This window comes from Streptomyces sp. NBC_01471, from assembly GCF_041438865.1.
In the GTDB taxonomy this organism is placed as follows: domain Bacteria; phylum Actinomycetota; class Actinomycetes; order Streptomycetales; family Streptomycetaceae; genus Streptomyces.
In genome coordinates this window covers 2,538,524-2,563,816 of record NZ_CP109450.1, presented here as the reverse complement: position 1 = coordinate 2,563,816, position 25,293 = coordinate 2,538,524, and the positions used below count along the sequence as shown (strand labels likewise).

Below are 25,293 nucleotides of genomic sequence, written 5' to 3'. Positions count from 1 at the left end.
CCGTCGGGCCATCAGGGCAGAGACGGATCCGGGTACCCGCCGGGCCACCGGCGCGGCCACACCCGGTCCCGGATTCGGGACCCGCCTCACTGCCCCCCTGCTGCTGGGCTCGCTGCTCAATCCGCTCAACACCACCATGATCTCGACGGCGCTGGTGTCGATCGGCCACCACTTCGGGATCGGCGCCTCCAGCACCGTCTGGCTGGTGTCCGTGCTCTACCTGGCCAGTGCCGTCGCCCAGCCCGTGCTCGGCAGGCTCGCCGACTCCATGGGCCCGCGCCGGGTCTTCCTCGCCGGGCTCGCCGTCGTGGCGGCCTCCGGGCTCGTCGGTGCGGTCGCCCCCGGCTTCGGCTGGCTGATCGCCTCCCGGCTGCTCCTCGGAATCGGCACGTCCGCCGCCTATCCGGCCGCCATGGCCGTACTGCGCTCCGAATCGCGCAGGCTCGGCCGCCCCACCCCGCGTACCGTCCTGGGCCGTCTCTCCTTCGCCGCGCTCGGCAGCGCGGCGGTCGGGCCCACCCTCGGCGGGCTGCTCGTCGCCACCTGGGGCTGGCGGGCGATCTTCGCGGTCAATGTGCCGCTCGCGTTCGTCGCGTTCGTCTGCGCCATGCGGTGGATCCCGAAGGACGACGGCCGGGGCGCGGTCGCGGGCGCGGAGCGGGGGCCGGCCGGGCTCGACCCGCTCGGCATCGTGCTCTTCACCGGCACCCTCACCGCCCTGGTCTTCTTCCTCCTCGACCTGGCGCACCCGGTGTGGTGGCTGCTCGGCCCCGTCGCCGTCCTCGCCGCCGTCCTCACCTGGTGGCAGCTGCGGTGCCCGGACCCCTTCATCGACCTCCGGATGCTCGGCCGCAACCACGCACTCGCCCGCACCTATCTGCGGCACGGTCTGAGCTATCTCGTCATCTACTGCGTGATGTACGGATTCACCCAGTGGCTGGAGGAGGGCCGCGGCTACTCCTCCCTGCACACCGGTCTGCTGATGCTTCCCATGTCGGTGGCCGCGCTGGTGTGTTCGCTGCTCGGAGCCCGTACGAAGGGGATCCGGGCCCCGCTCACCACCGCCGCCGTCCTGGTCACGGCGGGCAGCGCCCTGCTGATCCTCGCCACCGGCGCCACCCCGGTCGCCGTGCTGCTCCTCACCGGTGCCTGCTTCGGCATCCCGCAGGGGCTGATCGGCACCAGCAACCAGGCCGCCGTCTACCAGTACGCTCCCGCCGACGCCGTCGGCTCGGCCGCCGGCCTCCAGCGGACCGCCCAGTACATCGGCGCCATCACGGCCTCCAGTCTCATCGCCCTCGCCTATGGGCAGCGGGCGAGCGACGGCGGGCTGCATCTGATGGCAGCCGTCTCCGTTGTCCTCGGTCTGGTGCTCGTCGCCCTGACCGTCTCCGACCGGGCGCTCCGTGCCCGTAACCGAAAGTGAGCCATTCCATGACAGCCACCACCCTCGACACCCGCACCGCGCTGATCCTCGTCGACCTCCAGAAGGGCATCGTCGGCCTGCCGACCGTGCACCCCGCCGCCGAGATCGTCGAGCGTGCCGCGCGGCTGGCCGACGCCTTCCGCGCGCACGACCTGCCGGTCGTCCTCGTACGGGTCACGGGCGGTGCGCCCGGCCGCAACGAGTCGCCCGCCGGGCAGGGCACGCCCCCGGCGGACTGGGCCGACCTGGTCCCCGAACTGAAGCAGCAGGACAGTGACATCGTCGTCACCAAGCAGACCTGGGGCGCCTTCTACGGCACCGACCTCGACATGCAGCTCCGCCGCCAGGGCGTCACCCAGGTCGTGCTGGCCGGGATCGCCACGGCCATCGGCGTCGAGTCGACGGCCCGCTCGGCGCAGGAGCACGGGTACCACGTGACCGTCGCCACCGACGCCGTCACCGACATGGACCCGGAGGCCCACCGCAACGCCGTCGAGCGGATCTTCCCGCGCCTCGGCGAGACGGACACCACCGACGCGGTCATCAAGCTGCTCGGCTGATCACCCGTCCGTCCGTCGGATACCGCGGCCCGCTGTGACGCCCGGCCCCGGCCCAGGGACCGCATCCGGGGCCGGGGCCGGGGCCGGCGCACGGCGTGAGCAGATGCTGAACGGAGTCGACCAGCTGTGCCCTCCCTGTGGAGGGTTTCGCCAGGCACATTTCATCACTTCGGGTGAAACTTTGGCCTCTGCTTGCGGTCAACAACCCACGGTTGCCACGCTGTTGCGGTCTGTCAACCTTTATGGGGAGTGGCCAGTGACTTTTGGTGAGCAGCCGGCCTATCTGCGCGTCGCGAGTGATCTTCGGCAGAAGATCACCGACGGCTCGCTGCCACCGCACACGCGACTGCCCTCACAGGCCCGCATCCGCGAGGAGTACGGGGTCTCCGACACGGTCGCCCTCGAAGCGCGCAAGGTGCTGATGGCCGAGGGACTGGTCGAGGGCCGCTCCGGATCGGGTACGTACGTCCGGGAGCGCCTTGCCCCGCGCCGCATCGCCCGCTCCGGCTACCGGCTGCCCGAGGGGGCGACGCCGTTCCGCCAGGAGCAGGCCGACGAGAGCGTGCACGGCACCTGGGAGTCCAGCAGCGAGCAGGACGTCGCGGACGCCGACATCGCGCTGCGGCTCGACATCCCCCCGGGCGGGCGGGTGATGCGCACGCGGTACGTCTACCGCGACGCAGGCGAAACGATGATGCTGTCCACCTCCTGGGAGCCCCTGGGGATCACCGGGCGCACCCCGGTGATGCTCCCCGAGGAGGGCCCGCTCGGCGGCTGCGGCGTCGTCGAGCGGATGGCCGCGATCGACATCGTCGTGGACAACGTCGTCGAGGAGGTCGGCGCCCGGCCCGGTCTGGCCGAGGAGCTGCTCGCTCTCGGCGGGGTGCCCGGTCATGTGGTGGTCGTCATCTCCCGTACGTACTACGCCTCGGGGCGGGCGGTGGAGACGGCGGACATCGTCGTCCCGGCCGACCGGTACCGCATCGCGTACCACCTGCCGGTGAAGTGAGCGGCCGGGCCGGTTGATGCCCGGTCCGGCCCGCTCCACCGGGCCGTGCGGGACGGCGGGGACGCCGGATGCCGGCACGGCCCGTTCGACGGCGCTTGAGGCCGCTTCTTGCGGGGAGTTGGGCACAGCCGTGCCCGAACCCGTTGCGGCGCCTGCCCTCTTGGGTATCCGAAGGGTGTTCGTGGAGTGCCCGTGGTGTGCCCGTGAGGGGTCCGGCGGCTCTGCGACGCTCCGCCGTGTACTCAATGGAAATTGCAGAGTGGCTTGATGCGTACCTCTTTGTGAAAATACGTATTCGCTCAGTGAGGGTCGGGCGTACGCTCGGGCATATGCGGACTGCGGTTTCCTGGGGATTAGAGATGGCCTGCCCGCCGGCGTACGACGGGGGCATGCGATGACGGACAACGGGAACGCCATGCTCCCGTGGCAGGTGATACGTGAGGACGACAACGGCAATCGCTATCGCGTCGGAAGGTACGCGACGAGGGACGAGGCGCAGAAGACCGCCGACACCCTCGGTGCCCGCGGGCACCGGCAGATGTACTGGATCGAACGCGTCGGTCAGAGCGTGCAGTAGCGGGCCCGCGGCGGGCACCGGTCCCGCGCGGGTGTGACGCGGGCCCGCCGACGTGGACCAGAGCCCCGCGGGGCCTCGATAGGCTCGGTGCCATGGCTGATCGTGTCGTCGTGGGTGGAGCGTTGTACGACCAGGGGCGGCTGCTCGCCGCGCGCCGCAGCGCGCCGCCCGAACTCGCGGGGCGCTGGGAACTGCCCGGCGGGAAGCTGGAGCCGGGGGAGAGCGCGGACCAGGCGCTGGTGCGTGAGCTGCGTGAGGAACTGGGCGTCGAGACGGAACCGCTGGAGCGGATCCCCGGCGAGTGGCCGCTCGGCCGCGGCCTCGTGCTGCACGTGTGGACCGCACGGCTGATCTCGGGTGAGGTGCGTCCGCTGGAGGACCATGACGCGCTGCGCTGGCTCGGGCCGGACGAGGTCGACACCGTGGACTGGCTCGACCAGGACCGCCCCGCCGTGGCGGAGGCGGCGCGCCGCCTGAGGGCCGGGCTGCACGGGTGATCCGGGTCGGGCCCCCGGCGGGTCGGACCCACGCACGTCGGTCCACCCCTGACCTGCGTCGGCCCGTGACCTCGGCCCGTGACCTGCGCCGCCCTTCACCCGAGTCCGACCCCTGCCCTGCGCCGCCCGCTGGCCTGCCTGCGCCCGGTCCGCCCGGATGCGGTGAGGCCCCGGACGATGCCCCGGCCCACACCTGACGGACATCCAGGAATGTGCGCCGTTCGTGCCCCTGTGCGGCATAGGGGACGGCGTAGCCGATATCTGCGTGCGATACAGGGTATGTGCTGGTTAGTACCTATTCATCAGTGCGCATGTCCGTTGTCGGCCAGGGGAAGTGATCGGCTTGATCGACACCGAAGGCGGATGCGCCGAGTGGACCTTCCCCGCCGAGCCCGACGCCGTACGCGTCGCGCGCCGGGCGGTTCGGGACACTCTGCGCAGCTGGGAACTCGACGGCGCCTTCGAAGACGTCGCCATGCTGCTCGTGAGTGAGCTGGTGACCAACTCGATGCGGCACGCGTCCGGACCGATCGGGGTCAAGGTCGCGCGACTGGATCAAGCCACGCTCCGGGTGGAGGTTTCCGATCCGCTTCCGGATCCGCCCCGCGAGAGGACGGCAGGACCCGACGACGAGGGCGGCCGTGGGCTGCAGCTCGTGGCCTGCTCGGCGCAGCGTTGGGGGACGGCGCGCGGCAGATCGGGCAAGACGGTGTGGTTCGAGCTGGCTCAGCCTGGTTAGGAGAGGGGTGGGACTCGATCGCGGTCGGAGTGTCCGAAAGTGACTGAGACCGTGCTGTGATCGTGAACGCCGTGCCGCTGGGGTCCGTAGTGCTGAATACTGCGGGTGCCACCTTGGGCGGTTCGGTGCGTGGTGAGCTGGAGGGGACGGTCGCGTGAGCGATATATCCGGTGCGACGGGCGATGTCGTATGGCAGAGCAGTCCGCCCGGTTCGATCTATGACTACATCAGGGTTGCGTCGTTCTCGATCGGGGCCGACGGGCTGGTGGAGCAGTGGAGCAAGCGGGCCGAGGAGCTGTTCGGAGTGGACGCCCGCGATGCCGTGGGCGTGGACCCGGTGGAGGTCTTCCTGCCTCCGGAAGTGCGCGGCAGAGGGCATGGCAGGGTCACCGAAATCCTCGACGGCAAGGAGTGGACCGGACTGGTCCCCTTCCGGATGCCGGACCGGCCGGAGACACAGGGGCTCGCCGAGCTCTATGTGATGCCGACGGAGACGGCCGACGGCGGACGGGCCGCCGTCTGCATCATCGTTGACGTCAGAGTGCTGCGGCACATCGAAACCGACCTCGCTTCCTCGCAGGCCATATTCGGCCAATCTCCTTTCGGGTTCCTGCTGTTCGGTCCGGACCTCACGGTGCGCCGGGTCAACAAGCGGTTCGCGGAGCTCTTCGGGGACGAGGTGGCGGAGCACCGCGGCCGTACGGTCCACGACTATCTCGCCCGCGCCGAGGCCGACCGGATGACCGTGGCGCTGAAGCGGGTCCTGGAGACAGGGCGCCCCGTCACCGACCTCCAGCTGATCGGCTCCGCGCCGGGCAGCGCCGAGCGCAGGCACTGGTCGGTCAACCTCTACCGCGTACACAGCGGGGCAGGTGTCCCCATCGGTGTCGCCGGCCTGGGCACCGATGTCACGCGCCGTCAGGTCGCGGCCCGCGAGGCCGCCAACGCCCGGCGCAACCTCGCCCTGCTGAACGAGGCGGGCGCCCGGATAGGGAACTCGCTCGATCTGGAGACCACCGCCCGGGAACTGCTCGACGTGTCCGTCCCCGGCTTCTGCGACCTGGCGTCGGTCGACCTGTACCAGGGGCTGCTGGCCGGGGACGAGTCCCCGAAGGGCAGCGCCGACGGCAGTGCGGAGCTGCGCCGCGTCGCCTATGCGAGCGCTGTGTCCGACGTCCTGCTGAAGGACTCGGACGACGGGCCGACGCTCGGCGCCGTCCACCGCTACGCCTTCCACTCGCCGTGTGCGAGTGCCCTGCGCACCGGCAAGGTGCGCTCCGTACCGGGCTCGCCCGGCAGCCACGTGCAGTCCACCCTCGCGGTGCCGATGGTCGCCCACGACACGGTCGTCGGCCTGGTGCAGTTCTCGCGTACGAAGGGGAGCGAGCCGTTCGGGGAGCGGGACCGTTCGCTGGCCGTGGAGCTGGCCGCGCGCGCCGCGGTCTGTATCGACAACGCCCGGCTCTACCGGCGCGAACACGAACGGGCCCTGATACTCCAGCGTTCCCTGCTGCCGCCCGGCGACCCCGAGGCGGCCGGGCTCGACATCGCCTGCCGCTATCTGCCCGGCAACACGGCGAGTGAGGTCGGCGGCGACTGGTTCGACGTCATCGAACTGCCCGGACACCGGACGGCGCTGGTCGTGGGCGACGTCATGGGTCACGGGCTGCGGGCCGCCGTCGCGATGGGGGAACTCCGCACCGCTGTGAGGACGCTGGCCCTGCTGGACCTGGAGCCCGCCGAAGTCCTCGAAGCGCTGGACGAGATCGCCCGTGGTCTCGGCACCCCGAGCGGGACCCAGCAGGCCTCGCGCGCCGCGCACAAGACACGCGAGGCCGACCTCTCCGAGGTCTACCTCGCGACCGCCGTCTACGCGGTGTACGACCCGGTCACCCGGCGCTGCACCTTCGCCAACGCCGGGCATCTGCCGCCCGTACTGGTCGAGCCGGGTGAGCAGGCGCTGCTGCTCGACGTGCCGCCCGGGATGCCGCTGGGTGTCGGGGGCGAACCGTTCGAGGAGGTCGAGGTCGAGATCCCCGAGGGCGCACTCCTCGCGCTCTACACGGACGGCCTGGTCGAGTCCCGGGAACATCCGCTGGACGAGGGCCTGAGCGCCTTCCGCGACGCCCTCACCCACTCGGAGCGCCCGCTTGAGGACGTCTGTGACCACGTGCTCAACACGCTGGACACCCAGCACGGCGAGGACGACATCGCCCTGCTGATGGCCCGTATCCAGGGTCTGCCGTCCGACGCGGTCGGCGACTGGCAGCTGCCCCGCGAACCGCGCTCGGTGGGCCGGGCGCGCGAGCTGGCCCGGGAGCAGCTGGTGGCCTGGGGCCTGGACGATCTGGTCGACACGACCGAACTCCTGGTCAGCGAACTGGTCACCAACGCCCTGCGGTACGGCGAGGGTGAGATAAGGCTCCGGCTGCTGCTCGACCGCACCCTGGTCTGCGAGGTCTGGGACGCGGGCCTGGTCCAGCCCCGCCGCCGCCGCGCCCGCGACACGGATGAGGGCGGTCGTGGTCTCCAGCTGGTCGGACTGCTGAGCGCGGCCTGGGGCTCACGCAGGACGCCGCGCGGGAAGACGGTCTGGTTCGAACTCGCCCTCCCGGACGGCGCGTCCGCGCCGGAGCTGAGCGTGGAGCAACTGCTGAGCATGTACTAGGGCTGTTTCGCGGTGAGTTGGGTGGTTTCGCTGCCGGGCTCACCGCCCGTGAACTACGGTGCGTAGCAGGGCCGTTACGGGAAGACCGTCCGGGTGTGCCGGAGCGCCCTGGAAGGAGCGCCATGCCGCAGCGACGCCTCGTCACCAGCCGCAGCAAGGAGCCGCGTCAGCGGTTCGCGGAGGAGCTACGGAAGCTGCGCGCCCAGCGCGGTGACAGCCTGCGGCAGCTCGGCGACCGGCTCGGCTGGGACTATTCGCTGTTCGGGAAGATGGAGAAGGGCGAGACGCTGGGCGGGCCCGAAGTGGTCCAGGCGCTCGACCACTACTTCGGCACGCAGGGGATGCTGCTCGTCCTGTGGGAGCTGGCTTCGGGCGACCTCCGGCAGTTCCGTGAGCGGTACCGGCGGTACATGGAGCTTGAGTCGGATGCATCCAGCCTGTGGCACTTCGCTGTGGGACTGCTTCCGGGGCTCCTTCAGACCGAGGCGTACGCGCGCGAAGTGCTGGCTGCCGGACGGCTTCGCGGAGAAGAGATCGAGAAGCAGGTGATGGCTCGGCTGACCCGCCGGGAGCTGTTGGACGGGGACGACGCGCCCCAGTTCCGTTCCATCCTCTCGGAGACGGTGCTCCGAACTCCGTTGCGGGACAACGCCGCCTGGCGGGAGCAGTTGGCACACCTGGCCGAGATGGCCCAGCGCCCCAGAATCGTCCTGCAAGTACTGCTCCACAGCGCAGGCCCCCACAGCCTGGCCCACACGGACGTGATGTTTCTGCGGGTGAGGGAGGGACGTACGGTCGCCTACGTCGAGAGCGCCAGCAAGGGCGATCTGCTGGAGGCACCGGCACCTGTTGAGGAACTCCAGCAAATGTACGATTCGGTACGTGACTTGGCGCTGTCCCCGGGCGAGTCGCGTAATCACATTTTGCGCCTGTTGGAGGAAGTACCGTGCGATCCGACCTGAGCGCCGTCAGATGGCGCAAGAGCAGTTACAGCAACTCGGACGGCGGCCAGTGCGTCGAGGTGGCTGACGGCTGCGCCGAAGTCGTACCGGTCCGCGACAGCAAGAACCCGCACGGGCCGGTGCTCGCGTTCGCGGCGGCCGGCTGGGAGTCCTTCGTGTCGGCCGTGAAGCACGGAGACGTGCGCGCCTGATCAGTGGCCGGAGCTCATCCGGCCGCGTGTTCCGCTGCCGCCGAAACGGGCGGGGCCGCCCACCGTGCCGAGAATGATCCCGCCGACGACCGCGCCGCCCGGATCCCAGCCGTGCCCGTTCTCGTACGTTCGTACGTCCTGCTCGGCGAGGTACTGGGCCTGGCCGGCCATCGCGCCGGCCTGCTGGGCCTCGGAGAAGGCGCGCTGGGCGTCGGTGTCCGCGAGAGCGCCGGACTGCTCCAGATGGCGATGGGCCTCGGCCAGCCTGGTGCGGGCCTGGCAGCCCACCGCACCGCGGTGTGTCGTGAGGTAGTCGGCCGCCGCCCCGACCGTGGAACGCGCCGTCAGCGTCGCCGGTTCGAGGAGTTCGGCGGCCCTGCGGGTCCCGTCCAGTGCCTTGTTCAGGGAGGCGTCGGCCTCCTCGATCCGGCGCAGCGCGTCGACGGGGTCGTACCGTCCGGCCCGCTGTTCCCGCCGCACACCCGCCGTCACCGTCTCCGCCCGGCTGATCCGGCCCTGGAGGTCGGCCGTGGATGTCCCGGCCGCGGTGCCGTCGAGCAGGGTGCGGGCCGCCGCCAGGTCCGCGTCCGTTCCGGTGAGGGCACCACTCAGCCGGACCTCCGCCTCCGCCGCCTCCCGTGCCATCCGGTCCACCGCGTCGACGAGTGTGGTCGCCTGGCCCACAGCGCTCTCCGCCGCCCGCACGTGGACCGCCGCCCGGTCGTTGTCCCCGCCGTCCACCGCCTGCCGGGCCTGGTTCAGGCTGTTCGTCGCGAAGAGCAGCCGGTCCTTGGTCTGCTCGATGTTCCCGGCGACCGCCGCCGACGCCGAGTCCGCGTACCGCTGGCGCAGCGCGGCGAACGTGGACTCGGCTGCTCCGGTGCGCCCCGCGACCGCCCGGAAGGCGGTCTCCGCGGTTGTCAGCGCCTCTGGGGCGTTCCGCTCCAGGTCACGCAGCCGGTCGAAGCTCTCCGACTCCTCGTCGAGCCGGCGGTCGGCCTCCGTGCACCGCGCGATGATCTCCTCCAGCATCTGCCGCCGGGCCGGGTCGTCCTCGGGGTACGAGTCGTCGAGCTTCTGGCGCAGCCGGAACGCCGTGGTCAGCTCGCTCCGGGCATACGTGAGCGCCGCCGTGAAGGGCTCCGCCGCCCCGTCCCCGAACCGGGCCGCCGCGAAGCCCAGTTCCTCGGTACTGGTACGGATCGCGTCGTCCGCCCCGACCAGCAGCTTCCCGGCCTCGGCATCGAGCTGTGACAGCGGTACCCCCGCTGTGCCTGCGCCGCCCCAGCCCTGCTGCTGCGCACTGCTGCCGGGGGTCGTCCTGGCCTCGGCGCGCCGCCTTCTGACGGTGTACGCGTAGATCGCCAGGCCGCCGACCACGACCACCAGCCCGAGCGGCACCAGCAGGGCGCCGTTGCCCATGTCGGGGGTCCTGTCGCTGCCGGAATCGGACACGGCGGGGGCGGCCGCCTCCTCCGTCCGGTCGCCGAGTGCGATCGCCCGGTCGGCGATCCGTCCGTTCGCCGGGAGGACCGAAGGGCCGGCCGCGTGCGCGACCGGCACCGGAGCGGCCACCAGGCACACCGCGGCGAGCGCGGCGGCCAGGGCGGCGACGGCGGCGGGCGCGGCGGTGGCAGCGGTGCGCGGCCGTGCGGAGGGCTCGTGCGGCGTCACATTTGGGAGCGTATGACCGACCTGGGAGCCCCGCGACCGCAGCTACTCTGTGGGGCCTACCGTACGAGCTCGTGGGGGGCAGGAGTGCAGGTACGACGCTGCGGCGTCCGAATACGGCGCATGCTGGCCGGCATGCTGATCCGGATCGCACCGCACGGCAGAGGGGTGCGAAGACCGCTGCACACCTGGCTGAAGCGGTTCGCACTCGGGATCGCCGTACTCGTTCTCGTCCCGGTGCTCACCGCGGGCATCGCCCTGCGGGCCGACTACGCGGGCGACTACCGCGACGGCACCCGCACCCGCGGCCGGGACGCCCTCTGGCTCGGCCACGCCTGGGTCGACGGGCGGAAGAAGGACACCGACGTGGACGCGCTCGCGGCCCGGTTGCGGGGCACCGGCCTGCGGGACCTCTATGTGCACGCGGGGCCTCTGGAGCACGACGGCACCCTGCCGCCCGCCCGCTACACCAGGGCGAAGTGGCTCATCGGCGCCGTGCACCGCGAACTGCCCGGCGTGCGCGTGCAGGCCTGGCTCGGCGACCAGCTGGACACCGAGAGCGCGGACGGCCTCGACCTCACCCGGGCCGCGTCCCGCAGCGCGATCGTCGGCTCCGCGCGCGGGATCATCGACGCGGGCTTCGAGGGGACGCACTTCCACCTGGAGCCGCTGCACTCCGGCGACCGCGACTATCTGGCGCTCCTCGACCGCCTGCGCGCCCTCACCAGGGACCGGGGTGTCCTGCTGTCCGTGGCCTCCCACCAGATCGACCCGCTGCCCGCCCTGCACACCGTCGCGGGCGCGCTCACCGGACACCCCAAGTACTGGTCGCAGGAGTTCTTCGGGGAGGTGGCCCGCCGGGTGGACCAGATCGCCGTCATGTCGTACGACACCGCGCTGCCGCTCCAGAGCCTGTACGGCGGCGCTGTCGCCGAGCAGACCACGCTGGCCCTCGAAGTCACCCCGGAATCAACGGACTTGCTGATGGGGCTGCCCTTCTACCACGAGACGAAGCCCGGCCACATCGCGTCCGCCGAGACGGCCGCGGCAGCGGTGCGCGGGGTGCGGCTCGCGCTCGGCCGGCAGGATCGCGACCGGGAGCACTTCGGGGTCGCGCTGTACGTCGACTTCGCCGCGACGGAGGCCGACTGGACGGCGTACCGAAAGGGCTGGAACTGAGCGGCCTTCTGCGGGAACGGCCGGAACGGCCGGCCCATGGAGGGAGCCGGGCCGAGAAGGGAGCCGGCGGCGTCAGGACCGCCGGCTCCCCGGTTCAGGTGTGCCCCCGGATCAGGAGGCGACGCGCGGCAGCTCGCGGGTGCCGCCGAGCCCGCCCAGCCAGATCGCGGACGGCTTGGCGGTACGGGCGAAGGTCTCCGGGTCGACGGAGATCAGGCCGAAGGTGGGCCGGTAGGAGCCCCATTCGTAGTTGTCCAGGGCGCTCCACGCCAGATATCCGGCGACGTTGACGCCGTCCTCGACGGCCGCGCCCACCGCGCTGAGCGCTCCGGTGTAGTAGTCGATCCTGCGCGCGTCGTCGGCGGTCGCGATGCCGTTCTCGGTGACCACGAGCGGGATGTCACCCACGATCTCCGCGGTGTGGCGCAGCGCGTGCCCGACGGCGGCGGGGTAGTACTCCCACTGCGTCAGGGTCCGCTCGGCGTCGTCGGGCGCCGGGATCGGGCCGTCCTGGCCGATCATGGTCCGGGTGTAGGACTGCACACCGATCCAGTCGTCGCCGCGTGCCGCCTCGATGAAGACGTCCTCGCGCGGGTGGCGGTAGGCGGCGGTGACGTCCTCGGCGCCGGGCAGCGCCTGGTAGACCTGGTTGGCGATGGTCCAGCCGGCCTGGATCTCCGGGTTGATGCCCTTGACCGCCTTCACGGCCGCGTGGTGGGCGGCGATGACCGCGTCCGTGGTCCCGGCGTCTGGCGTCGGCAGACCGGCCGGCGGGAAGCCGTCGTTGCCGGACTTCGCGAGCCCCGCCATCACGGCGATCATGTTCGGCTCGTTGATGGTGCAGACATGGCGCACCCCCGTACCGATGACCGGTGCGGTGGCCTCCACGTACCGGGCGAAGAGACCGACGGCGCCGTCGGCGGTCCAGCCGCCGCGCTCCTCGAACCAGCGCGGCACGGTGAAGTGGTGCAGGGTCACCATCGGGCGCAGGCCGCGCTCGATCGCGCCCTCGACCATCCGCCGGTAGTGCGCGAGTTCGGCCCGGGAGAAGTGGCCTTCGGCGGGCTCGATGCGGGCCCACTCGATGCTGAACCGGTAGTCGGTGAAGCCCAGCCCGGCCAGCAGATCCATGTCCTCGGGCCAGCGGTGGTAGCTGTCGCACGCGTCCAGGCTCGGCTGCTCGACGTGCGAGGTTCCGCTGTGCTCCTTCGCCCACCAGTCGCTGTTGGTGTTGTTGCCCTCGATCTGGTGGGCGGCGGTGGAGGCCCCCCACAGGAAGCCCTCGGGGAACGGGGTCGGGGTGTGCGTCATCGCTCTGTCTCTCTTGTACGTACGTGAGGGGAGGGGGAAGGGGGCTCGGTGCGCCGGTGGGCGAGCCGGCTACTTCATGCCGGCGGTCGCGATGCCCTGGGTGAAGTGCCGCTGGAGTACGGCGAAGACGAGCAGCACGGGCAGCACCACCAGGAGGGACCCGGCCATCAGCATGCCGTTGGAGCCCGCCGACTGGTTGGGGTCGGTGGCGAACGTCGCCAGGGCCACCGGGAGTGTGTACTTCCCGGGGTCGTTGGTCGCGATCAGCGGCCAGACGAAGTTGTTCCAGGAGCCCAGGAAGGTGATGATCGAGAGGGTCGCGAGGGCGGGCTTGACCAGCGGCATCACGATCCGCCAGAAGATGTACCACTCGCGGGCGCCGTCCATCCGGGCGGCTTCGAGCAGTTCGTCCGGGATCGACTGCATGAACTGGCGCATCAGGAAGACCCCGAAGGCGCCCGCCGCGAAGGGCAGGACGAGACCCGCGTACGAGTCGATCAGATGCAGCTTGCTCATCAGGACGAAGAGCGGCAGCAGCATCAGATTGCCGGGCACCATGAGGGCGCCGAGCACCAGCGCGAAGACCTTGCTGCGGCCGGCGAACCGCAGCTTCGCGAGCGCGTAGCCGAGCATCGAGCAGAAGACCAGGTTGCAGACGGTGACCAGCACGGCCACGATCACCGAGTTGAGGAAGTAGAGCGGCAGGTCCAGCTTGTCGAGCAGCTCGCTGAAGTGCGTCAGGGTCCAGGTGGCCGGGATCCAGACCGGCGGGCTCGCGCCCAGCTCCTTGTTGGTCTTGAAGGCGGAGAGCGCCATCCAGAGGAAGGGCGCCGACATGACCAGCAGACCGGCCGAGAGCAGCACGTACACGAACGGCTTCTTCAGGCGTGCGCCGCCTGTGGCACGGATGTCGCTCACTTGGTGTTGTCCTTCAGCAGTCGGAGCTGGAGCACCGTGATGCCCATGATCACAACGAAGAGGACATACGCCATCGCGCTCGCATAACCCATGTGGAAGAAGTTGAAGCCCTCGCGGTACATGTCCAGCGAGACCGTCAGGGTCGAGTCCGAAGGGCCGCCCTGCGTCATCACGAACGGCTCCTCGAACACGTTGAGATAGCCGATGGTCGTGATCACCGTCGCGTAGAGCATCGTCGGCCGCAGCAGCGGCACGGTGATCCGGCGGAACTCCTGCCACATCCCCGCGCCGTCCAGCTTCGCGGCCTCCCGCACGTCGGCGGGGATCGCCTGGAGCCCGGCGATGAAGAGCACCATGACCGTACCGACGTTGCGCCAGACGGCCATCGCGATCAGCGAGGGCATCGCCAGCTTCTCGGACCCCAGGAAGTCCGGTGCGGTCAGGCCCACTTCGGAGAACAGGCCCGCGATCAGGCCGTCCGAGGGGTCGAGCACGAAGCGCCACACGACGGCGACGGCCACGATGCTGGTGACCACCGGCGCGTAGAAGCCGATCCGGAAGAACGTCCGCGCCCGGTCGATGCCGTTGTTGAGCAGGACGGCGACGACGAGTCCCAGGACGATCGTCAGCGGGACCCCGGCGACCACGAAGTACGCGGTGTTGAAGAGCGACGTGAGGAACTTGTCGTCGCTGAAGAGATGCGTGTAGTTGTCGAAGCCGATGAATTTCGCGCTGAGCGGGTCGGTGACGTTGCGCAGCCCGAAGTCGGTGAAGCTCATGACGAGCGTCGCGACGATCGGGAAGGCCATGAACACGCTGAACAGCACGAGGAACGGGGTGGAGAACAGCCAGCCCGCCGCGTTCTGGACACCCATGGCCCGGCGCCTGCCGCCCGGCCGCCGCCTCGGAGGCCCGGCGGCCGGGGACGTCACGGTCCCCGGTCCCGCCTGCTTGCCGGCCGTCTCCGCGGCCGGACCGGTCGTGGTGCTCATGTCGCCTACTTCACGAGGCCTTCGATGTCGGAGTGGGCCTTATTGGCGGCGTCCTCGGCGGACGCCTTGCCCTGGGTGACGGACTCGATGGCCGTGTCGACCTTCGAGGTGATCTCGGTCCACTTGGGCTGGACCGGCGAGGACCGCGCCGTCTTCATCTGCTCGCCGTAGGTCTTCAGACCCGGGTCGGTGGCGAGCTCGCCGGTCTTCCACGCCGAGGTGTTGGCGGGCAGGTCCTTCGACCGCTCGAACCAGTCGGCCTGGCCCTTCGCGCCCGTCAGGTACGAGATGAACGCCTTCGCCGCCGCCTTGTGGCCGCTGTCCTTGGAGATCGTCAGGCTGGAGCCGCCCGCCATCGAGACGGAGGCCTTGTCGCCGGGTATCTTCGCCACGGCCCACTTGCCCTTGAGCTGCGGCTGACCCTCGTCGATCATGCTGGTCTGCCAGGGGCCGCCGAAGAACATCGGCACCGAGCTGTTGCCGAAGTCCTTGATGACGTCGTAGCCGGGCTGGACGCTCTTCTTGACGATGCCCTTGCTGAAGTACGAGCCGTACTCCTTGAACGCGCGGACCGACGCGGGGCTGTCGATGACGATCTTGCCGTTGTCGTCCACGATGCCGCCGCCGGCCGAGTACAGGAACGGGTAGAAGCTCTGCACCGTGTCCAGGCCGCTCGGCTGGACGTAGAGGCCCCACTTCGTACCGGCCTTCTTCTGGTAGGCGGAGGCGAGCTGCTCCATCTCCTTCCAGTTGGCCGGGGCCTTGGTGATGCCCGCCTTCTTCGCGAGGTCGGTGCGGTAGTAGAGCACCCGGGTGTCGACGTACCACGGCACGCCGTACGCCGTGTCGTCGACGACGCTCTGCTTCCAGGAGGCGGGGAAGAAGTCGCTCTGCTTGAAAGTCTTGGTGTCCACGGGCTCCAGTACGCCGAGGTCGGCGAACTCGCCCAGGTAACTGCCCCCCATCTGCGCGATGTCCGGCATGGTGCCGGCGGCGGCCGCCGAGACCAGCTTCTGGTGGGCGACGTCCCAGCCGACCGGGGTGACCTTCACGGTGATGTTCGGGTGCGCCTTCTGGTACGCCTTCGCGACGTCCGCGAGCTTCTCGCCCTCGGCGCCCATGGCCCACACGGTGAGCGTCTGCTTCTTGTCGGCGGCGACGCTCCCGCCACCGGAACTGCCGCATGCGGCAAGAGTGAAGGCCGACGCGATGGCGACGGCGGCCGATGCGGTTCTGGCGGCGCGGTGCATGGACGGCTCCTCCTTGAGCTTCCCCGATGTATGCGCTGTCTGTAAGCGCATACATAACTGTGTGGCACGGCCCGGGAAGGTGGCAAGGGGGGACTGGGTCACACTCGCGTAACGGGTGTTCCGGTCGGTGCGCCGTGCGAGGTAAGGCTTAAGTAAGTTATGCCGGAAGTTTGCACATTAAAAGGAATAGTGACCGATTTCGCTTTTACCGGGACGGGGTGCGGGGTGCGGTCCGGGGGGTGGCGCGGCGGTCGTTAGGGTCGCGCGCATGGGTGCTCACTTCACGCACGAATTCCCCTTCGACCCGGCGTACGGCCAAACCCTGGACGACCTGCTGCACGTCGGGGCCCCGGCGGCGCCCGAGGACTTCGACGCGTTCTGGCGGGCCGGGTACGCGTCGGCCCTGCGGGTCGACCCGGCGCCGGAGACCGGGCCGCTGGAGGAGGAGCGCGACGGCGTGCGGATCTTCGCCGTGAGCTACACCTCCGTCGGCGGCGTACGGATCGGCGGGCGTCTGGTGCTGCCCGCCGAGGGCCCGGTGGAGCACGGCTTCGTCATCGGGCACGGGTACGGCGGACGCGACGCCGCCGGTCCCGACGTGCCTCTCCCGCTGCCGCACTCGGCCGCGCTGCTGCCCTGCGTCCGGGGCATGGGCGACCGGAGCCTGCTGCCGGGGATCCCCGGTACGGCCGACGCGCATGTGCTGCACGGGATCGGGTCGCGGGAGAGCTATGTCATCGGCGCGTGCGTGGCGGACCTGTGGTGTGCGGCGTCCGCGCTGCTCGCGCTGGTGCCGGAGCTGGACCGCAGGGGCGGTCCCGGTCCCGGTCCTGGTTCCGGCCCCGTTCCCGGTCCCGGGCTCGGGTATCTCGGGGAGAGCTTCGGCGGCGGGCTCGGGGCGCTCGCGCTGCCCTGGGACGCGCGGTTCGCGGCGGGCCAGCTGACGGTCCCGACGTTCGGCAACCACCCGCTGCGCCTGACGCTGCCGTGCGCGGGGAGCGGCGAGTCGGTCCGTGCGTACCACCGTGCGCACCCCGGCGTCACGGACGTACTGCGGTACTTCGACGCGGCGACCGCGGCCACGCGGGTACGGGTCCCGGTGCTGGTGGCGGCGGCACTCTTCGACCCGGCGGTGCCGCCGCCCGGGCAGTTCGCGGTCTTCAACGGGCTGGCCGGGGAAAGGGAGTTGAGGGTGCTGTCCGCAGGGCACTTCGAGCACCCGGGTACGGAGTCGGAGGTGCGCGAACTCGCCCTGGCCAGGCGGGAGTTCTTCGCGCGGCAGAACGTCTGAGGGGGCGGCCCGCCCCCTCAGACGGCCGGACCGTCCACGTCGGCGGCAGCGGTCCGGCCGGCGGGGCCGGAGAGGACCGCCGGGTCACAGCCGCAGCTCGCCCGGTAGACGGGCGTCACCGGCAGCATCAGCGACATCGGTTCGTCGCTGTCCGCGCCGGTGAGCCGGCGCACCAGCCGTTCGACCGCTTCCTCGCCCATCCGCCGCATCGGCTGGCGCACCGTCGTCAGGGCCGGACGGACCAGCCTGCTGAGCGGGATGCCGTCGAAACCCGTCACGGCCACATCCGCGGGCACCCGCACCCCGCGCCGCTCCAGGGCGTGCAGGGCGCCCGCCGCCATCTGGTCGTTGGCGAAGAGCATGGCCTGCGGCGGGCCGGCATCGCCGGGGTCGCCGTCGCCGTCGCGGTCGAGCAGCATCCCGGCGGCGCGCGCGCCCTCCGCCTGCGTCATCATCGCGATCCGCACGTCGGGCTCGTCGGCCACCGGCAGACCGGCCGTCCGGCACGCCTCCTGATACCCGCGGAACCGCGCCTCGGCGTCCGGTGAGTCCCGCTCGCCCGCGATGAAGGAGAGCCGCCGCAGCCCGTGGTCCTCGATGAGGTGGCGCGTCAGCTCCCGCTGGCCGTCGGAGTTCGCGGCCTCGATGTGGTCGAGGTGGTCTATCTCGCGCGGTCCGGCGAGCATCACCACCGGCAGCCGCCGCGAGATGACCTCCAGGTCCTCGGTCGGCACGGTCCTGGCCAGGACGGCGAACCCGTCGACCCGCCCCGCCACCTTCGCGACCAGGCTCTCCGGGCCGCCCTTGAGGGAAGCGGCGATCAGCAGCGCGTACCCGTGCCGGCGCGCGGCGCGCTCCATGCCGCGGATGATCTGGTCGGAGTAGAGCATCGCGGCGTTGTCGTCGGCCTCGTCGTCCGGTCCCGTTTCGGTGTCAGGATCGGCGTAGTCGGGGAAGCAGAGCCCGAGCACTCCGGTGGAGCGGCTGGCCAGTCCCCGGGCGTTCCCGCTCGGTACGTACCCCAGCTCGCGGGCCGCCGCGAGCACCCGCTCACGGGTCTGGGCCCGCACCGAATCCGGGTTCCGGTACACCCGGGACACGGTCGCGATGGAGACGCCGGACCGCTCGGCGACGTCGTACACCGTGGGGGCTGTGCTCACCCGATCGACCGCCTGATCCTCGTTCGGTGCCGGGCCCGTGCGGCGTCCTGAGCGCCGCACGGACGGACTCTCCGCGCCCCGGGGGCTGTCCCCTGCCTATGAAAGCGCATTCACCCTAGGCGCGGACCCGGCACGTGAGCAAGGCAGGGCCGGTCGCACGCGCACATCCGTGCTCACTCGCGGCGGCGGCCGATCTTGTTCCCCAGCCAGACCAGCGGGTCGTACTTCCGGTCCACGGCCCGCTCCTTCAGCGGGATCAGGGCGTTGTCGGTGATCTTGATGCCCTCCGGGCAGACGTCCGTGCAGCACTTGGTGATGTTGCAGTAGCCGAGTCCGTGCTCCTCCTGCGCGGTCCGCTTCCGGTCGAGCCCCGCGTCGGCCGCCGCGTCCAGCGGGTGCATGTCCAGCTCGGCGACCCGCATCAGGAACCGCGGACCGGCGAAGGCCGCCTTGTTCTCCTCGTGGTCGCGCACCACATGGCAGGTGTCCTGGCAGAGGAAGCACTCGATGCACTTGCGGAACTCCTGCGAACGCTCCACATCCACCTGCTGCATCCGGTACTCGCCCGGTTTCACCCCCTCCGGCGGTACGAAGGCGGGCACCTCCCGGGCCTTCGCGTAGTTGAAGGACACATCCGTCACCAGGTCCCGGACGACCGGGAAGGCCCGCAGCGGGGTCACGGTGATCGTGTCCGTCCGCGCGAAGACGGACATCCGCGTCATGCACATGAGCCGCGGCCGCCCGTTGACCTCGGCGCTGCACGAGCCGCACTTGCCGGCCTTGCAGTTCCAGCGGACCGCCAGATCGGACGCCTGGGTCGCCTGGATGCGGTGGATGATGTCGAGGACCACCTCCCCGTCGTTCACCTCGACGGCGAAGTCCCGCAGTTCCCCGCCGGCCGCGTCCCCGCGCCAGACCCTGAAGCGTGCTTCGTACGAACTCACTCGTACAACTCCTCTTCGGCGAGGTACTTGACCAGCTCTTCCCGCTCGAAGAGGGCGAGCAGGTCCTGACGGATCGGCACGCTCTGCTTCCGGACGAGCACGATCTGGCCCGTGTCGGGCTCGGCCGGGGCCGGGTCGGCCGCCGCCGGGCCGGCCAGCCGGCACAGCAGATTGACGCCGCGCCAGCCGCGGTCCATGGCGGGCCAGTCCTCGCGGGTGTGGCCGCCCCGGCTCTCGGTCCGCTCCAGCGCGGCGCGCGCGACGCACTCGCTGACCAGCAGCATGTTGCGCAGATCCAGCGCGAGGTGCCAGCCGGGGTTGAACTGCCGGTGCCCCTCCACCCCGGCGCGGCGGGCCCGGATCCGCAGTGCCGCCAGCTTCTCCAGGGCCTGTTCCATCTCGGCCTCGCGGCGGATGATGCCGACCAGGTCGTTCATGGTCTGCTGGAGTTCCTGGTGGAGGGTGTACGGGTTCTCGGCCGCTGCCCCCGGTCCGTCCCCGGTACCGGGGCTCTCCGCGCTGAAGGGGCGCAGCGCCTCGGCGGCCGCCGCGTCGATCCGGTCCTCGTCGACCTGTGGCCGTACGGTGAGCGACGCCGCGTGCCGTGCCGCGTGGAGCCCGGCGCGGCGGCCGAAGACCAGCAGGTCGGAGAGGGAGTTCCCGCCGAGCCGGTTGGACCCGTGCATCCCGCCCGCGACCTCGCCCGCCGCGTAGAGCCCCGGTACACCGAGCGCGGCGGCGGTCTCCGAGTCGACCGCGATCCCGCCCATCACGTAGTGGCAGGTCGGGCCGACCTCCATCGGCTCGGCGGTGATGTCGACGTTGGCCAGCTCTCTGAACTGGTGGTACATGGAGGGCAGCCGGCGTTTGATGACCTCGGCGGACATCCGCGTCGACACGTCGAGGTAGACCCCGCCGTGCGGTGTGCCGCGGCCCGCCTTGACCTCGGAGTTGATGGCGCGGGCCACCTCGTCGCGCGGCAGCAGCTCGGGCGGGCGGCGGTTGCTGTCCGGGTCCTCGTACCAGCGGTCGCCCTCCTCCTCGGACTCCGCGTACTTCTCCTTGAAGACATCGGGGACGTAGTCGAACATGAACCGCTTGCCCTCGCTGTTGCGCAGCACCCCGCCGTCTCCGCGCACCGACTCGGTGACCAGCAGCCCCTTCACCGAGGGCGGCCAGATCATCCCGGTCGGGTGGAACTGCACGAACTCCATGTTCAGCAGCGGCGCTCCCGCGAGCAGCGCCAGCGCGTGCCCGTCACCGGTGTACTCCCAGGAGTTCGAGGTGACCTTGAAGGACTTGCCCATGCCACCGGTGGCGAGGACCACGCTGGGCGCTTCCAGGACGAAGAACCGGCCCGACTCGCGCTGGTAGCAGAAGGTGCCCGCGACCCGCTCGCCCGTGGTGGAGCCGCCGTCCGGCGCGGTCGTGAGGATCCGGGTGACCGTGCACTCCTGGAAGACCTTCAACCGCGCCTCGGGGTCGCCGAATTCCCGCGCGTCCTCCTGCTGGAGCGAGACGATCTTCTGCTGGAGGGTGCGGATCAGCTCCAGTCCTGTCCGGTCACCGACATGCGCGAGGCGCGGGTACTCATGGCCGCCGAAGTTGCGCTGGGAGATCTTCCCCTCCGGCGTACGGTCGAAGAGCGCGCCCCAGGTCTCCAGCTCCCAGACCCGGTCGGGGGCCTCCTGGGCGTGCAGTTCGGCCATCCGCCACTGGTTGAGGAACTTCCCGCCGCGCAGGGTGTCGCGGAAGTGCACCTGCCAGTTGTCGCCCGAGTTCACATTGCCCATGGAGGCCGCGATCCCGCCCTCGGCCATGACCGTATGGGCCTTGCCGAACAGCGACTTGCAGATCACGGCGGTCCTGGCGCCCTGTTCGCGGGCGGCGATGGCGGCGCGCAGCCCGGCACCGCCCGCGCCCACGACCACGACGTCCCACTGCTGCCGGTCGAGCTGAGTCGTCATCCAAAAAACCTCATCTAGAAGAACCTCGGATCGTCGAAGACACCGGAAGCGACGAGCCAGACGTAGAAGTCGGCGACCGCGATGCTGACCAACGACGCCCACGCGAGCTGCATGTGACGGGCATTCAGCGCACTGACCCAGCCCCATAGCCGGTAGCGCACGGGGTGCCGGGAGAAGTGCTTCAGCCGGCCGCCCACGATGTGCCGGCAGGAGTGGCAGGAGGCGGTGTACGCCCAGATCAGCGCGGTGTTGACGAGGAAGACCACCGAGCCGAGGCCCATATGGCCCCAGTGGTAGTGCTCGTCGCGGAAGGTCATCACCGTGTCGTACGTGAGGATTCCGGCGATGACCACGGCCGCGTAGAAGAAGTACCGGTGGATGTTCTGCATGACCAGCGGGAAGCGGGTCTCCCCGCTGTACTTCTTGTGCGGCTCGGCGACCGCGCAGGCGGGCGGGGACGCCCAGAAGCCCCGGTAGTAGGCCTTGCGGTAGTAGTAGCAGGTCAGCCGGAAGCCCAGCGGGAAGACCAGGATCAGGATGGCGGGGGAGATGCCCCACCAGCTGCCGAAGAGGTCCCAGTTCGGTCCGTGCCGCATGGGCACGCACTTCTGCGCCAGGCAGGGTGAGTAGAAGGGCGAGACGTAGGGCGCCGTGTAGTAGTCGGCGTTCGCGAAGGCCCGCCAGGTCGAGTAGACGACGAAGGCGAGCAGTCCGGCGGCGGTGGCCGCGGGTGAGAGCCACCAGCGGTCGGTCCGCAGATGGCGGGCGGCGATGGCGGCGCGCGAGGCGTCGTGCACGCCCGTGCCGGGACGGGGCCGGGGTTCCGTGCCTGTTGCCAACGGGGACTCCACTTCGTCGGCCGAGCTGGGTTCAGGGGGCGTGCCGGTCGCGGGCGCCGATCCCCTCGTCGTCCACGTAGTCGGCGGCAGCGGAGGACGCGGCGGACGACCAGAGGGCCGTGTCGTACGGGGCGTCGGGGATGGTGACCAGATCGGGGCCGGCCGCGGGACCCGCGGCCGGTACGGCGTCACGCAGCAGGGCGAGGCTCTCGCGCAGATGACCGGCGTCCGTACGGACCCGGCGGATCTCCAGGCCGCTGCCGAGCCGCTCCTCCAGCAGGCCGAGCGAGCGGACCAGCTCATCGAGAGAGCGCTGAGCGGCGGTCAAATCGTCGTGCAGGGGCATGACGTGCCTCACTTCCGCCGATGCGGACGGCAAACGATCGCGCGTCGGAGAGTGTCGCGCGTCACATCGCGCTTGTGAAGGGATATGGACGGATCCGCCGGAGCCCGGGGCGCGCCCCGGCGGCGCGCGCCCGGTTGAGCGCCCCCCATTGCTCCGCACGGGTGGGGTTCGGGCGGTGCCGCGCCGTGTCTCCCACGGACGGTGCGGGGCCTCCCCTTCAGTGAAGGGGTCATAGGTGTGATCAACATGAAATGCCACCAAACCCGAAGATTCACGTTCCTTCCCGGCAGGGGTCGTTCCCGGCAGGGGTGGGCGGGGTCGGCCCCGGAGGTATCAGCCATGTCCCACGTCGGCGTCCCACACGGGGGAGCGAAGCGTCGCAGCGTCGCGCTCCTCGCCACCGGTGTACTCGCGCTGCCCGTGCTGGCCGGGTGCGGTTCGAGCGATGAGCACGGCAGCGGTGCGAAGGCGGCGGCCCCCGACATCGCGACGGCGTCGCGGGCCCGGGTCGCCGACGGCGGCACCCTGCGCTGGGCGGTCGACGCGATGCCCGCCACCCTGAACACCTTCCAGGCCGACGCCGACGCGTCCACCTCGCGGGTCGCGGGCGCGGTGCTGCCCTCGCTGTTCACGCTCGACCGCTCGGGGCGGCCGCAGCTCAACGGCGACTACCTGGAGTCGGCCAAGGTCATCAAGCAGGAGCCGAAGCAGGTGGTCCGGTACCGGATCAACCAGAAGGCGGTCTGGAGCAACGGCCGGGAGATCGGGGCGCCCGACTTCGTGGCCCAGTGGCGGGCGCTCAGCGGCAGGGACTCGGGGTTCTGGACCGCGCGCAACGCCGGGTACGACCGGATCGAGAAGATCGAGAAGGGCAAGGACGACCTGGAGGTCGAGGTCACCTTCAACAAGCCCTACGCGGACTGGCGTTCGCTCTTCACCCCGCTGTACCCGAAGGAGGTCATGAGCACCCCGGACACCTTCAACGACGGGGCGCGCAAGACGCTCGCGGCGACGGCCGGGCCGTTCGGCGTCAAGCGTGTGGACACGGGCGCCAAGCAGGTCACGCTGGTCCGCAACCCGCACTGGTGGGGGCAGCCGGCCAAGCTCGACTCGCTCGTCCTGACCGCCGTACCGGCCGAGGAGCGCACCGCGGCCCTCGCCGCGGGCTCCCTCGACCTGGCGGACATCGGCGGACCGGATGCCGGCCGGATCACCCTGGCGGACAAGGACGGGAACAACGGGCAGCCGCTGACCCACGGCCCGGGCAGCGAGGTGCAGCCGGCCGACGCCCTGCTGAACTGGGCGGCGGCGCACGGCGCGGACGGCCCGGAGGCAGAGGAGGCGGCGAGCCGGGCGGCCGAGCAGACCCGCAAGGACCGCCAGGAGTACGCCCGGCAGCAGGCGGCCCTGCACGGCTATGTGGTCCGCAAGTCCCTGGAGCCCGCCTTCACCCAGCTGGCCATGAACGGCAGCTCGGGCCCGCTCGCGGACGAGCGGGTGCGCCGGGCGGTCGCCCGGGCGCTGGACCGCAAGGAGATCGCGTCCGACGTGCTGAAGCCGCTCGGGCTGCCCGCCCTGCCGCCCGGCAGCCATCTGGCGCTGGCGGGCCAGGAGGACTACGCGGACAACAGCGGCGCCGTCGGCGGCCACGACCCGCGGCAGGCCCAGGCGCTGCTGGCGGACGCGGGCTGGACGGCCGGGGGTGCGCGCGGGACGGGCCAGGGCACCAAGGCGGGAAGCAAGCCGGACGCATCGGGCACACCCGCGGAGTCCGGCAGGCCGGACGCTTCCGGCAAACCCCAGGAGTCCGCGAAGCCCGAAGCGTCCACCCAGTCCGACGCTTCTTCCAAGCCCGACGCTTCCGCCAGGCCCGAAGCGTCGAAGTCCTCGGCGGGCTCCCTCGACGACTCGAAGTCCGGGGCCGCGTCCGGCGACGAGAAGCACCAGGTGGCAGGCGCGTACGCCCCCAAGGGCACCGCGGCTCCGGCCGCCGCCGCACCCGCCGCCGTGCTCGGCAAGAACGGCAAGCCGCTGACCCTGCGCTTCGTGCTGCCCTCGGGACCCGGCTCGGAAGTGATCAACAGCGTCGGCACCAAGATCACGCAGGAGCTGGACGCGGTCGGCATCCGCACGGTGGTCACCAAGGTCGACAGCGCCGGTTACTTCAAGGACCACATCGCTTCCGGCGACTACGACCTGGCCATCTACTCCTGGCCCGCCACCGCCTACCCGGCCACGGACGCCCGCCCGATCTACGCCAAGCCGGGTGTCGCGTCCGACGGCTCGCTCCTCGTCGACCAGAACTACACCCGGGTCGGCACCGAGCGTATCGACCAGCTCTTCGACCGGGCCTCCGGCGAGCTGAACGAGAAGTCCGCGCGGGACCTGGTGAAGCAGGCCGACGCCCATATCTGGGCCACCGCAGGATCGATTCCGCTCTATCAGCGCCCGGAACTCGTCGCGGCCAAGCGGGGTGTGGCGAACGCCGGAGCCTTCGGTTTCGCCGCCCCCGTCTACCAGGACATCGGCTTCCTGAAGTCCGCCAAGAGGTCCTGAGCGCCTACCGGAACAGACTCCGTATCCCCGCCGAACCCCGGCCGTAATTCCGCGGAACCGCAGGTCGTCGCGGTGATCCGGGGTGGTGACCGGAATCCGGACCTGACTCCTCCGCTTGCCCGCCGGCCCTGCCGGCGGGCAAGCTGGTTTTCCGCGCCGCAGGCCGGCCGGCGAGACCCGTCCAGCCCCCGCACGACCCTTGGTACGCAAGGGCCGGGGGCCGGTAACCCTCGCCCGGGA

At 70.9% G+C, this 25,293-nt stretch carries 22 protein-coding genes; 12 read left to right on the top strand and 10 right to left on the bottom strand.

Translation table 11 applies throughout. From position 1 onward, the window contains the following. Nucleotides 1-10: 10 nt before the first annotated feature. From OG285_RS11030 to OG285_RS10990, 9 genes are all read left to right on the top strand, one after another. Nucleotides 11-1,426 (top strand): MFS transporter, encoded by a 1,416-nt coding sequence (locus OG285_RS11030; protein WP_371793501.1) that lies wholly within the window; start codon nucleotides 11-13, stop codon nucleotides 1,424-1,426. An 8-nt stretch (nucleotides 1,427-1,434) separates the two neighbouring features. Next, nucleotides 1,435-1,986 carry an isochorismatase family protein gene (locus tag OG285_RS11025; protein WP_356827370.1) on the top strand — a complete coding sequence of 184 codons (552 nt, stop codon included), beginning with the start codon at nucleotides 1,435-1,437 and terminating at the stop codon, nucleotides 1,984-1,986. A 256-nt stretch (nucleotides 1,987-2,242) separates the two neighbouring features. After that, the gene (locus tag OG285_RS11020; protein WP_356827369.1) at nucleotides 2,243-2,995 is read left to right on the top strand and encodes a GntR family transcriptional regulator; all 753 of its coding nucleotides are present in this window, start codon (nucleotides 2,243-2,245) and stop codon (nucleotides 2,993-2,995) included. Nucleotides 2,996-3,389: 394 nt separating this feature from the next. Continuing rightward, on the top strand, nucleotides 3,390-3,572 hold the full coding sequence (locus tag OG285_RS11015) for an SPOR domain-containing protein (protein ID WP_356827368.1): 183 nt from the start codon (nucleotides 3,390-3,392) through the stop codon (nucleotides 3,570-3,572). Nucleotides 3,573-3,664: 92 nt separating this feature from the next. Then, nucleotides 3,665-4,069 (top strand): (deoxy)nucleoside triphosphate pyrophosphohydrolase, encoded by a 405-nt coding sequence (locus OG285_RS11010; RefSeq protein ID WP_356827367.1) that lies wholly within the window; start codon nucleotides 3,665-3,667, stop codon nucleotides 4,067-4,069. Nucleotides 4,070-4,403: 334 nt separating this feature from the next. Then, entirely contained in the window at nucleotides 4,404-4,808 is a 405-nt protein-coding gene (locus OG285_RS11005) for an ATP-binding protein (protein WP_356827366.1), read from the top strand. Between the two features lie 154 nt (nucleotides 4,809-4,962). Continuing rightward, nucleotides 4,963-7,476, top strand: a complete 2,514-nt coding sequence (locus OG285_RS11000) for a SpoIIE family protein phosphatase (RefSeq protein ID WP_371790864.1) — start codon at nucleotides 4,963-4,965, stop codon at nucleotides 7,474-7,476. Nucleotides 7,477-7,598: 122 nt separating this feature from the next. Beyond that, a complete protein-coding gene (locus OG285_RS10995; protein ID WP_371790863.1) occupies nucleotides 7,599-8,438 on the top strand; it encodes a helix-turn-helix domain-containing protein in 840 nt (279 codons plus the stop codon). Continuing rightward, the gene (locus tag OG285_RS10990; protein WP_371790862.1) at nucleotides 8,423-8,629 is read left to right on the top strand and encodes a DUF397 domain-containing protein; all 207 of its coding nucleotides are present in this window, start codon (nucleotides 8,423-8,425) and stop codon (nucleotides 8,627-8,629) included. The genes OG285_RS10995 and OG285_RS10990 overlap by 16 nt, the downstream gene beginning before the upstream one ends. Here the strand turns inward: OG285_RS10990 and OG285_RS10985 are convergent, their stop codons facing one another. Continuing rightward, nucleotides 8,630-10,303 carry a TPM domain-containing protein gene (locus tag OG285_RS10985; protein ID WP_371790861.1) on the bottom strand — a complete coding sequence of 558 codons (1,674 nt, stop codon included), beginning with the start codon at nucleotides 10,301-10,303 and terminating at the stop codon, nucleotides 8,630-8,632. A gap of 132 nt (nucleotides 10,304-10,435) precedes the next feature. Here OG285_RS10985 and OG285_RS10980 point away from each other — a divergent pair, with 132 nt between their 5' ends. Beyond that, complete coding sequence (locus OG285_RS10980; RefSeq protein ID WP_371790860.1) at nucleotides 10,436-11,479, top strand: hypothetical protein; 1,044 nt, start codon at nucleotides 10,436-10,438, stop codon at nucleotides 11,477-11,479. 111 nt (nucleotides 11,480-11,590) lie between these two features. Here the strand turns inward: OG285_RS10980 and OG285_RS10975 are convergent, their stop codons facing one another. The 4 genes from OG285_RS10975 to OG285_RS10960 form a co-directional block, all read right to left on the bottom strand. Further along, nucleotides 11,591-12,790 (bottom strand): glycoside hydrolase family 1 protein, encoded by a 1,200-nt coding sequence (locus tag OG285_RS10975; protein ID WP_371790859.1) that lies wholly within the window; start codon nucleotides 12,788-12,790, stop codon nucleotides 11,591-11,593. A 69-nt stretch (nucleotides 12,791-12,859) separates the two neighbouring features. After that, nucleotides 12,860-13,708 carry a carbohydrate ABC transporter permease gene (locus OG285_RS10970; protein WP_356827359.1) on the bottom strand — a complete coding sequence of 283 codons (849 nt, stop codon included), beginning with the start codon at nucleotides 13,706-13,708 and terminating at the stop codon, nucleotides 12,860-12,862. Further along, nucleotides 13,705-14,700, bottom strand: coding sequence for a carbohydrate ABC transporter permease (locus OG285_RS10965; RefSeq protein ID WP_371790858.1), 996 nt, complete (start codon nucleotides 14,698-14,700; stop codon nucleotides 13,705-13,707). Before OG285_RS10965 ends, OG285_RS10970 begins: the two co-directional genes overlap by 4 nt. Before the next feature lie 5 nt (nucleotides 14,701-14,705). Next, a complete protein-coding gene (locus OG285_RS10960; RefSeq protein WP_371790857.1) occupies nucleotides 14,706-15,950 on the bottom strand; it encodes a sugar ABC transporter substrate-binding protein in 1,245 nt (414 codons plus the stop codon). Nucleotides 15,951-16,218: 268 nt separating this feature from the next. On the opposite strand from OG285_RS10960, the gene OG285_RS10955 reads away from it, so the two are divergent. After that, nucleotides 16,219-17,241 carry an acetylxylan esterase gene (locus tag OG285_RS10955; protein WP_371790856.1) on the top strand — a complete coding sequence of 341 codons (1,023 nt, stop codon included), beginning with the start codon at nucleotides 16,219-16,221 and terminating at the stop codon, nucleotides 17,239-17,241. A gap of 17 nt (nucleotides 17,242-17,258) precedes the next feature. Here the strand turns inward: OG285_RS10955 and OG285_RS10950 are convergent, their stop codons facing one another. The 5 genes from OG285_RS10950 to OG285_RS10930 form a co-directional block, all read right to left on the bottom strand. Then, nucleotides 17,259-18,383, bottom strand: coding sequence for a LacI family DNA-binding transcriptional regulator (locus tag OG285_RS10950; RefSeq protein WP_371793500.1), 1,125 nt, complete (start codon nucleotides 18,381-18,383; stop codon nucleotides 17,259-17,261). Between the two features lie 191 nt (nucleotides 18,384-18,574). Next, complete coding sequence (locus tag OG285_RS10945) at nucleotides 18,575-19,345, bottom strand: succinate dehydrogenase/fumarate reductase iron-sulfur subunit (protein ID WP_356827356.1); 771 nt, start codon at nucleotides 19,343-19,345, stop codon at nucleotides 18,575-18,577. Then, nucleotides 19,342-21,312: a fumarate reductase/succinate dehydrogenase flavoprotein subunit gene (locus tag OG285_RS10940; protein WP_371790855.1), complete on the bottom strand. Its 1,971-nt coding sequence runs from the start codon at nucleotides 21,310-21,312 to the stop codon at nucleotides 19,342-19,344. Before OG285_RS10940 ends, OG285_RS10945 begins: the two co-directional genes overlap by 4 nt. Nucleotides 21,313-21,326: 14 nt before the next feature. After that, nucleotides 21,327-22,151: a hypothetical protein gene (locus tag OG285_RS10935; RefSeq protein ID WP_371790854.1), complete on the bottom strand. Its 825-nt coding sequence runs from the start codon at nucleotides 22,149-22,151 to the stop codon at nucleotides 21,327-21,329. 31 nt (nucleotides 22,152-22,182) lie between these two features. Beyond that, nucleotides 22,183-22,497, bottom strand: coding sequence for a hypothetical protein (locus OG285_RS10930; RefSeq protein WP_356827353.1), 315 nt, complete (start codon nucleotides 22,495-22,497; stop codon nucleotides 22,183-22,185). 339 nt (nucleotides 22,498-22,836) lie between these two features. On the opposite strand from OG285_RS10930, the gene OG285_RS10925 reads away from it, so the two are divergent. Beyond that, entirely contained in the window at nucleotides 22,837-25,053 is a 2,217-nt protein-coding gene (locus OG285_RS10925; protein ID WP_371790853.1) for an ABC transporter family substrate-binding protein, read from the top strand. The last annotated feature ends 240 nt before the right edge of the window (nucleotides 25,054-25,293 follow it).

Excerpts from the sequence above, each read along its gene's own strand:
- OG285_RS11025 (WP_356827370.1), top strand. The coding sequence starts at position 1,435 with ATGACAGCCACCACCCTCGACACCCGCACCGCGCTGATCCTCGTCGAC.
- OG285_RS11015 (WP_356827368.1), top strand. The coding sequence starts at position 3,390 with ATGACGGACAACGGGAACGCCATGCTCCCGTGGCAGGTGATACGTGAG.
- OG285_RS11010 (WP_356827367.1), top strand. The coding sequence starts at position 3,665 with ATGGCTGATCGTGTCGTCGTGGGTGGAGCGTTGTACGACCAGGGGCGG.
- OG285_RS10995 (WP_371790863.1), top strand. The coding sequence starts at position 7,599 with ATGCCGCAGCGACGCCTCGTCACCAGCCGCAGCAAGGAGCCGCGTCAG.
- OG285_RS10980 (WP_371790860.1), top strand. The coding sequence starts at position 10,436 with ATGCTGATCCGGATCGCACCGCACGGCAGAGGGGTGCGAAGACCGCTG.
- OG285_RS10975 (WP_371790859.1), bottom strand. The coding sequence starts at position 12,790 with ATGACGCACACCCCGACCCCGTTCCCCGAGGGCTTCCTGTGGGGGGCC.
- OG285_RS10965 (WP_371790858.1), bottom strand. The coding sequence starts at position 14,700 with ATGAGCACCACGACCGGTCCGGCCGCGGAGACGGCCGGCAAGCAGGCG.
- OG285_RS10960 (WP_371790857.1), bottom strand. The coding sequence starts at position 15,950 with ATGCACCGCGCCGCCAGAACCGCATCGGCCGCCGTCGCCATCGCGTCG.
- OG285_RS10955 (WP_371790856.1), top strand. The coding sequence starts at position 16,219 with ATGGGTGCTCACTTCACGCACGAATTCCCCTTCGACCCGGCGTACGGC.
- OG285_RS10940 (WP_371790855.1), bottom strand. The coding sequence starts at position 21,312 with ATGACGACTCAGCTCGACCGGCAGCAGTGGGACGTCGTGGTCGTGGGC.
- OG285_RS10930 (WP_356827353.1), bottom strand. The coding sequence starts at position 22,497 with ATGCCCCTGCACGACGATTTGACCGCCGCTCAGCGCTCTCTCGATGAG.
- OG285_RS10925 (WP_371790853.1), top strand. The coding sequence starts at position 22,837 with ATGTCCCACGTCGGCGTCCCACACGGGGGAGCGAAGCGTCGCAGCGTC.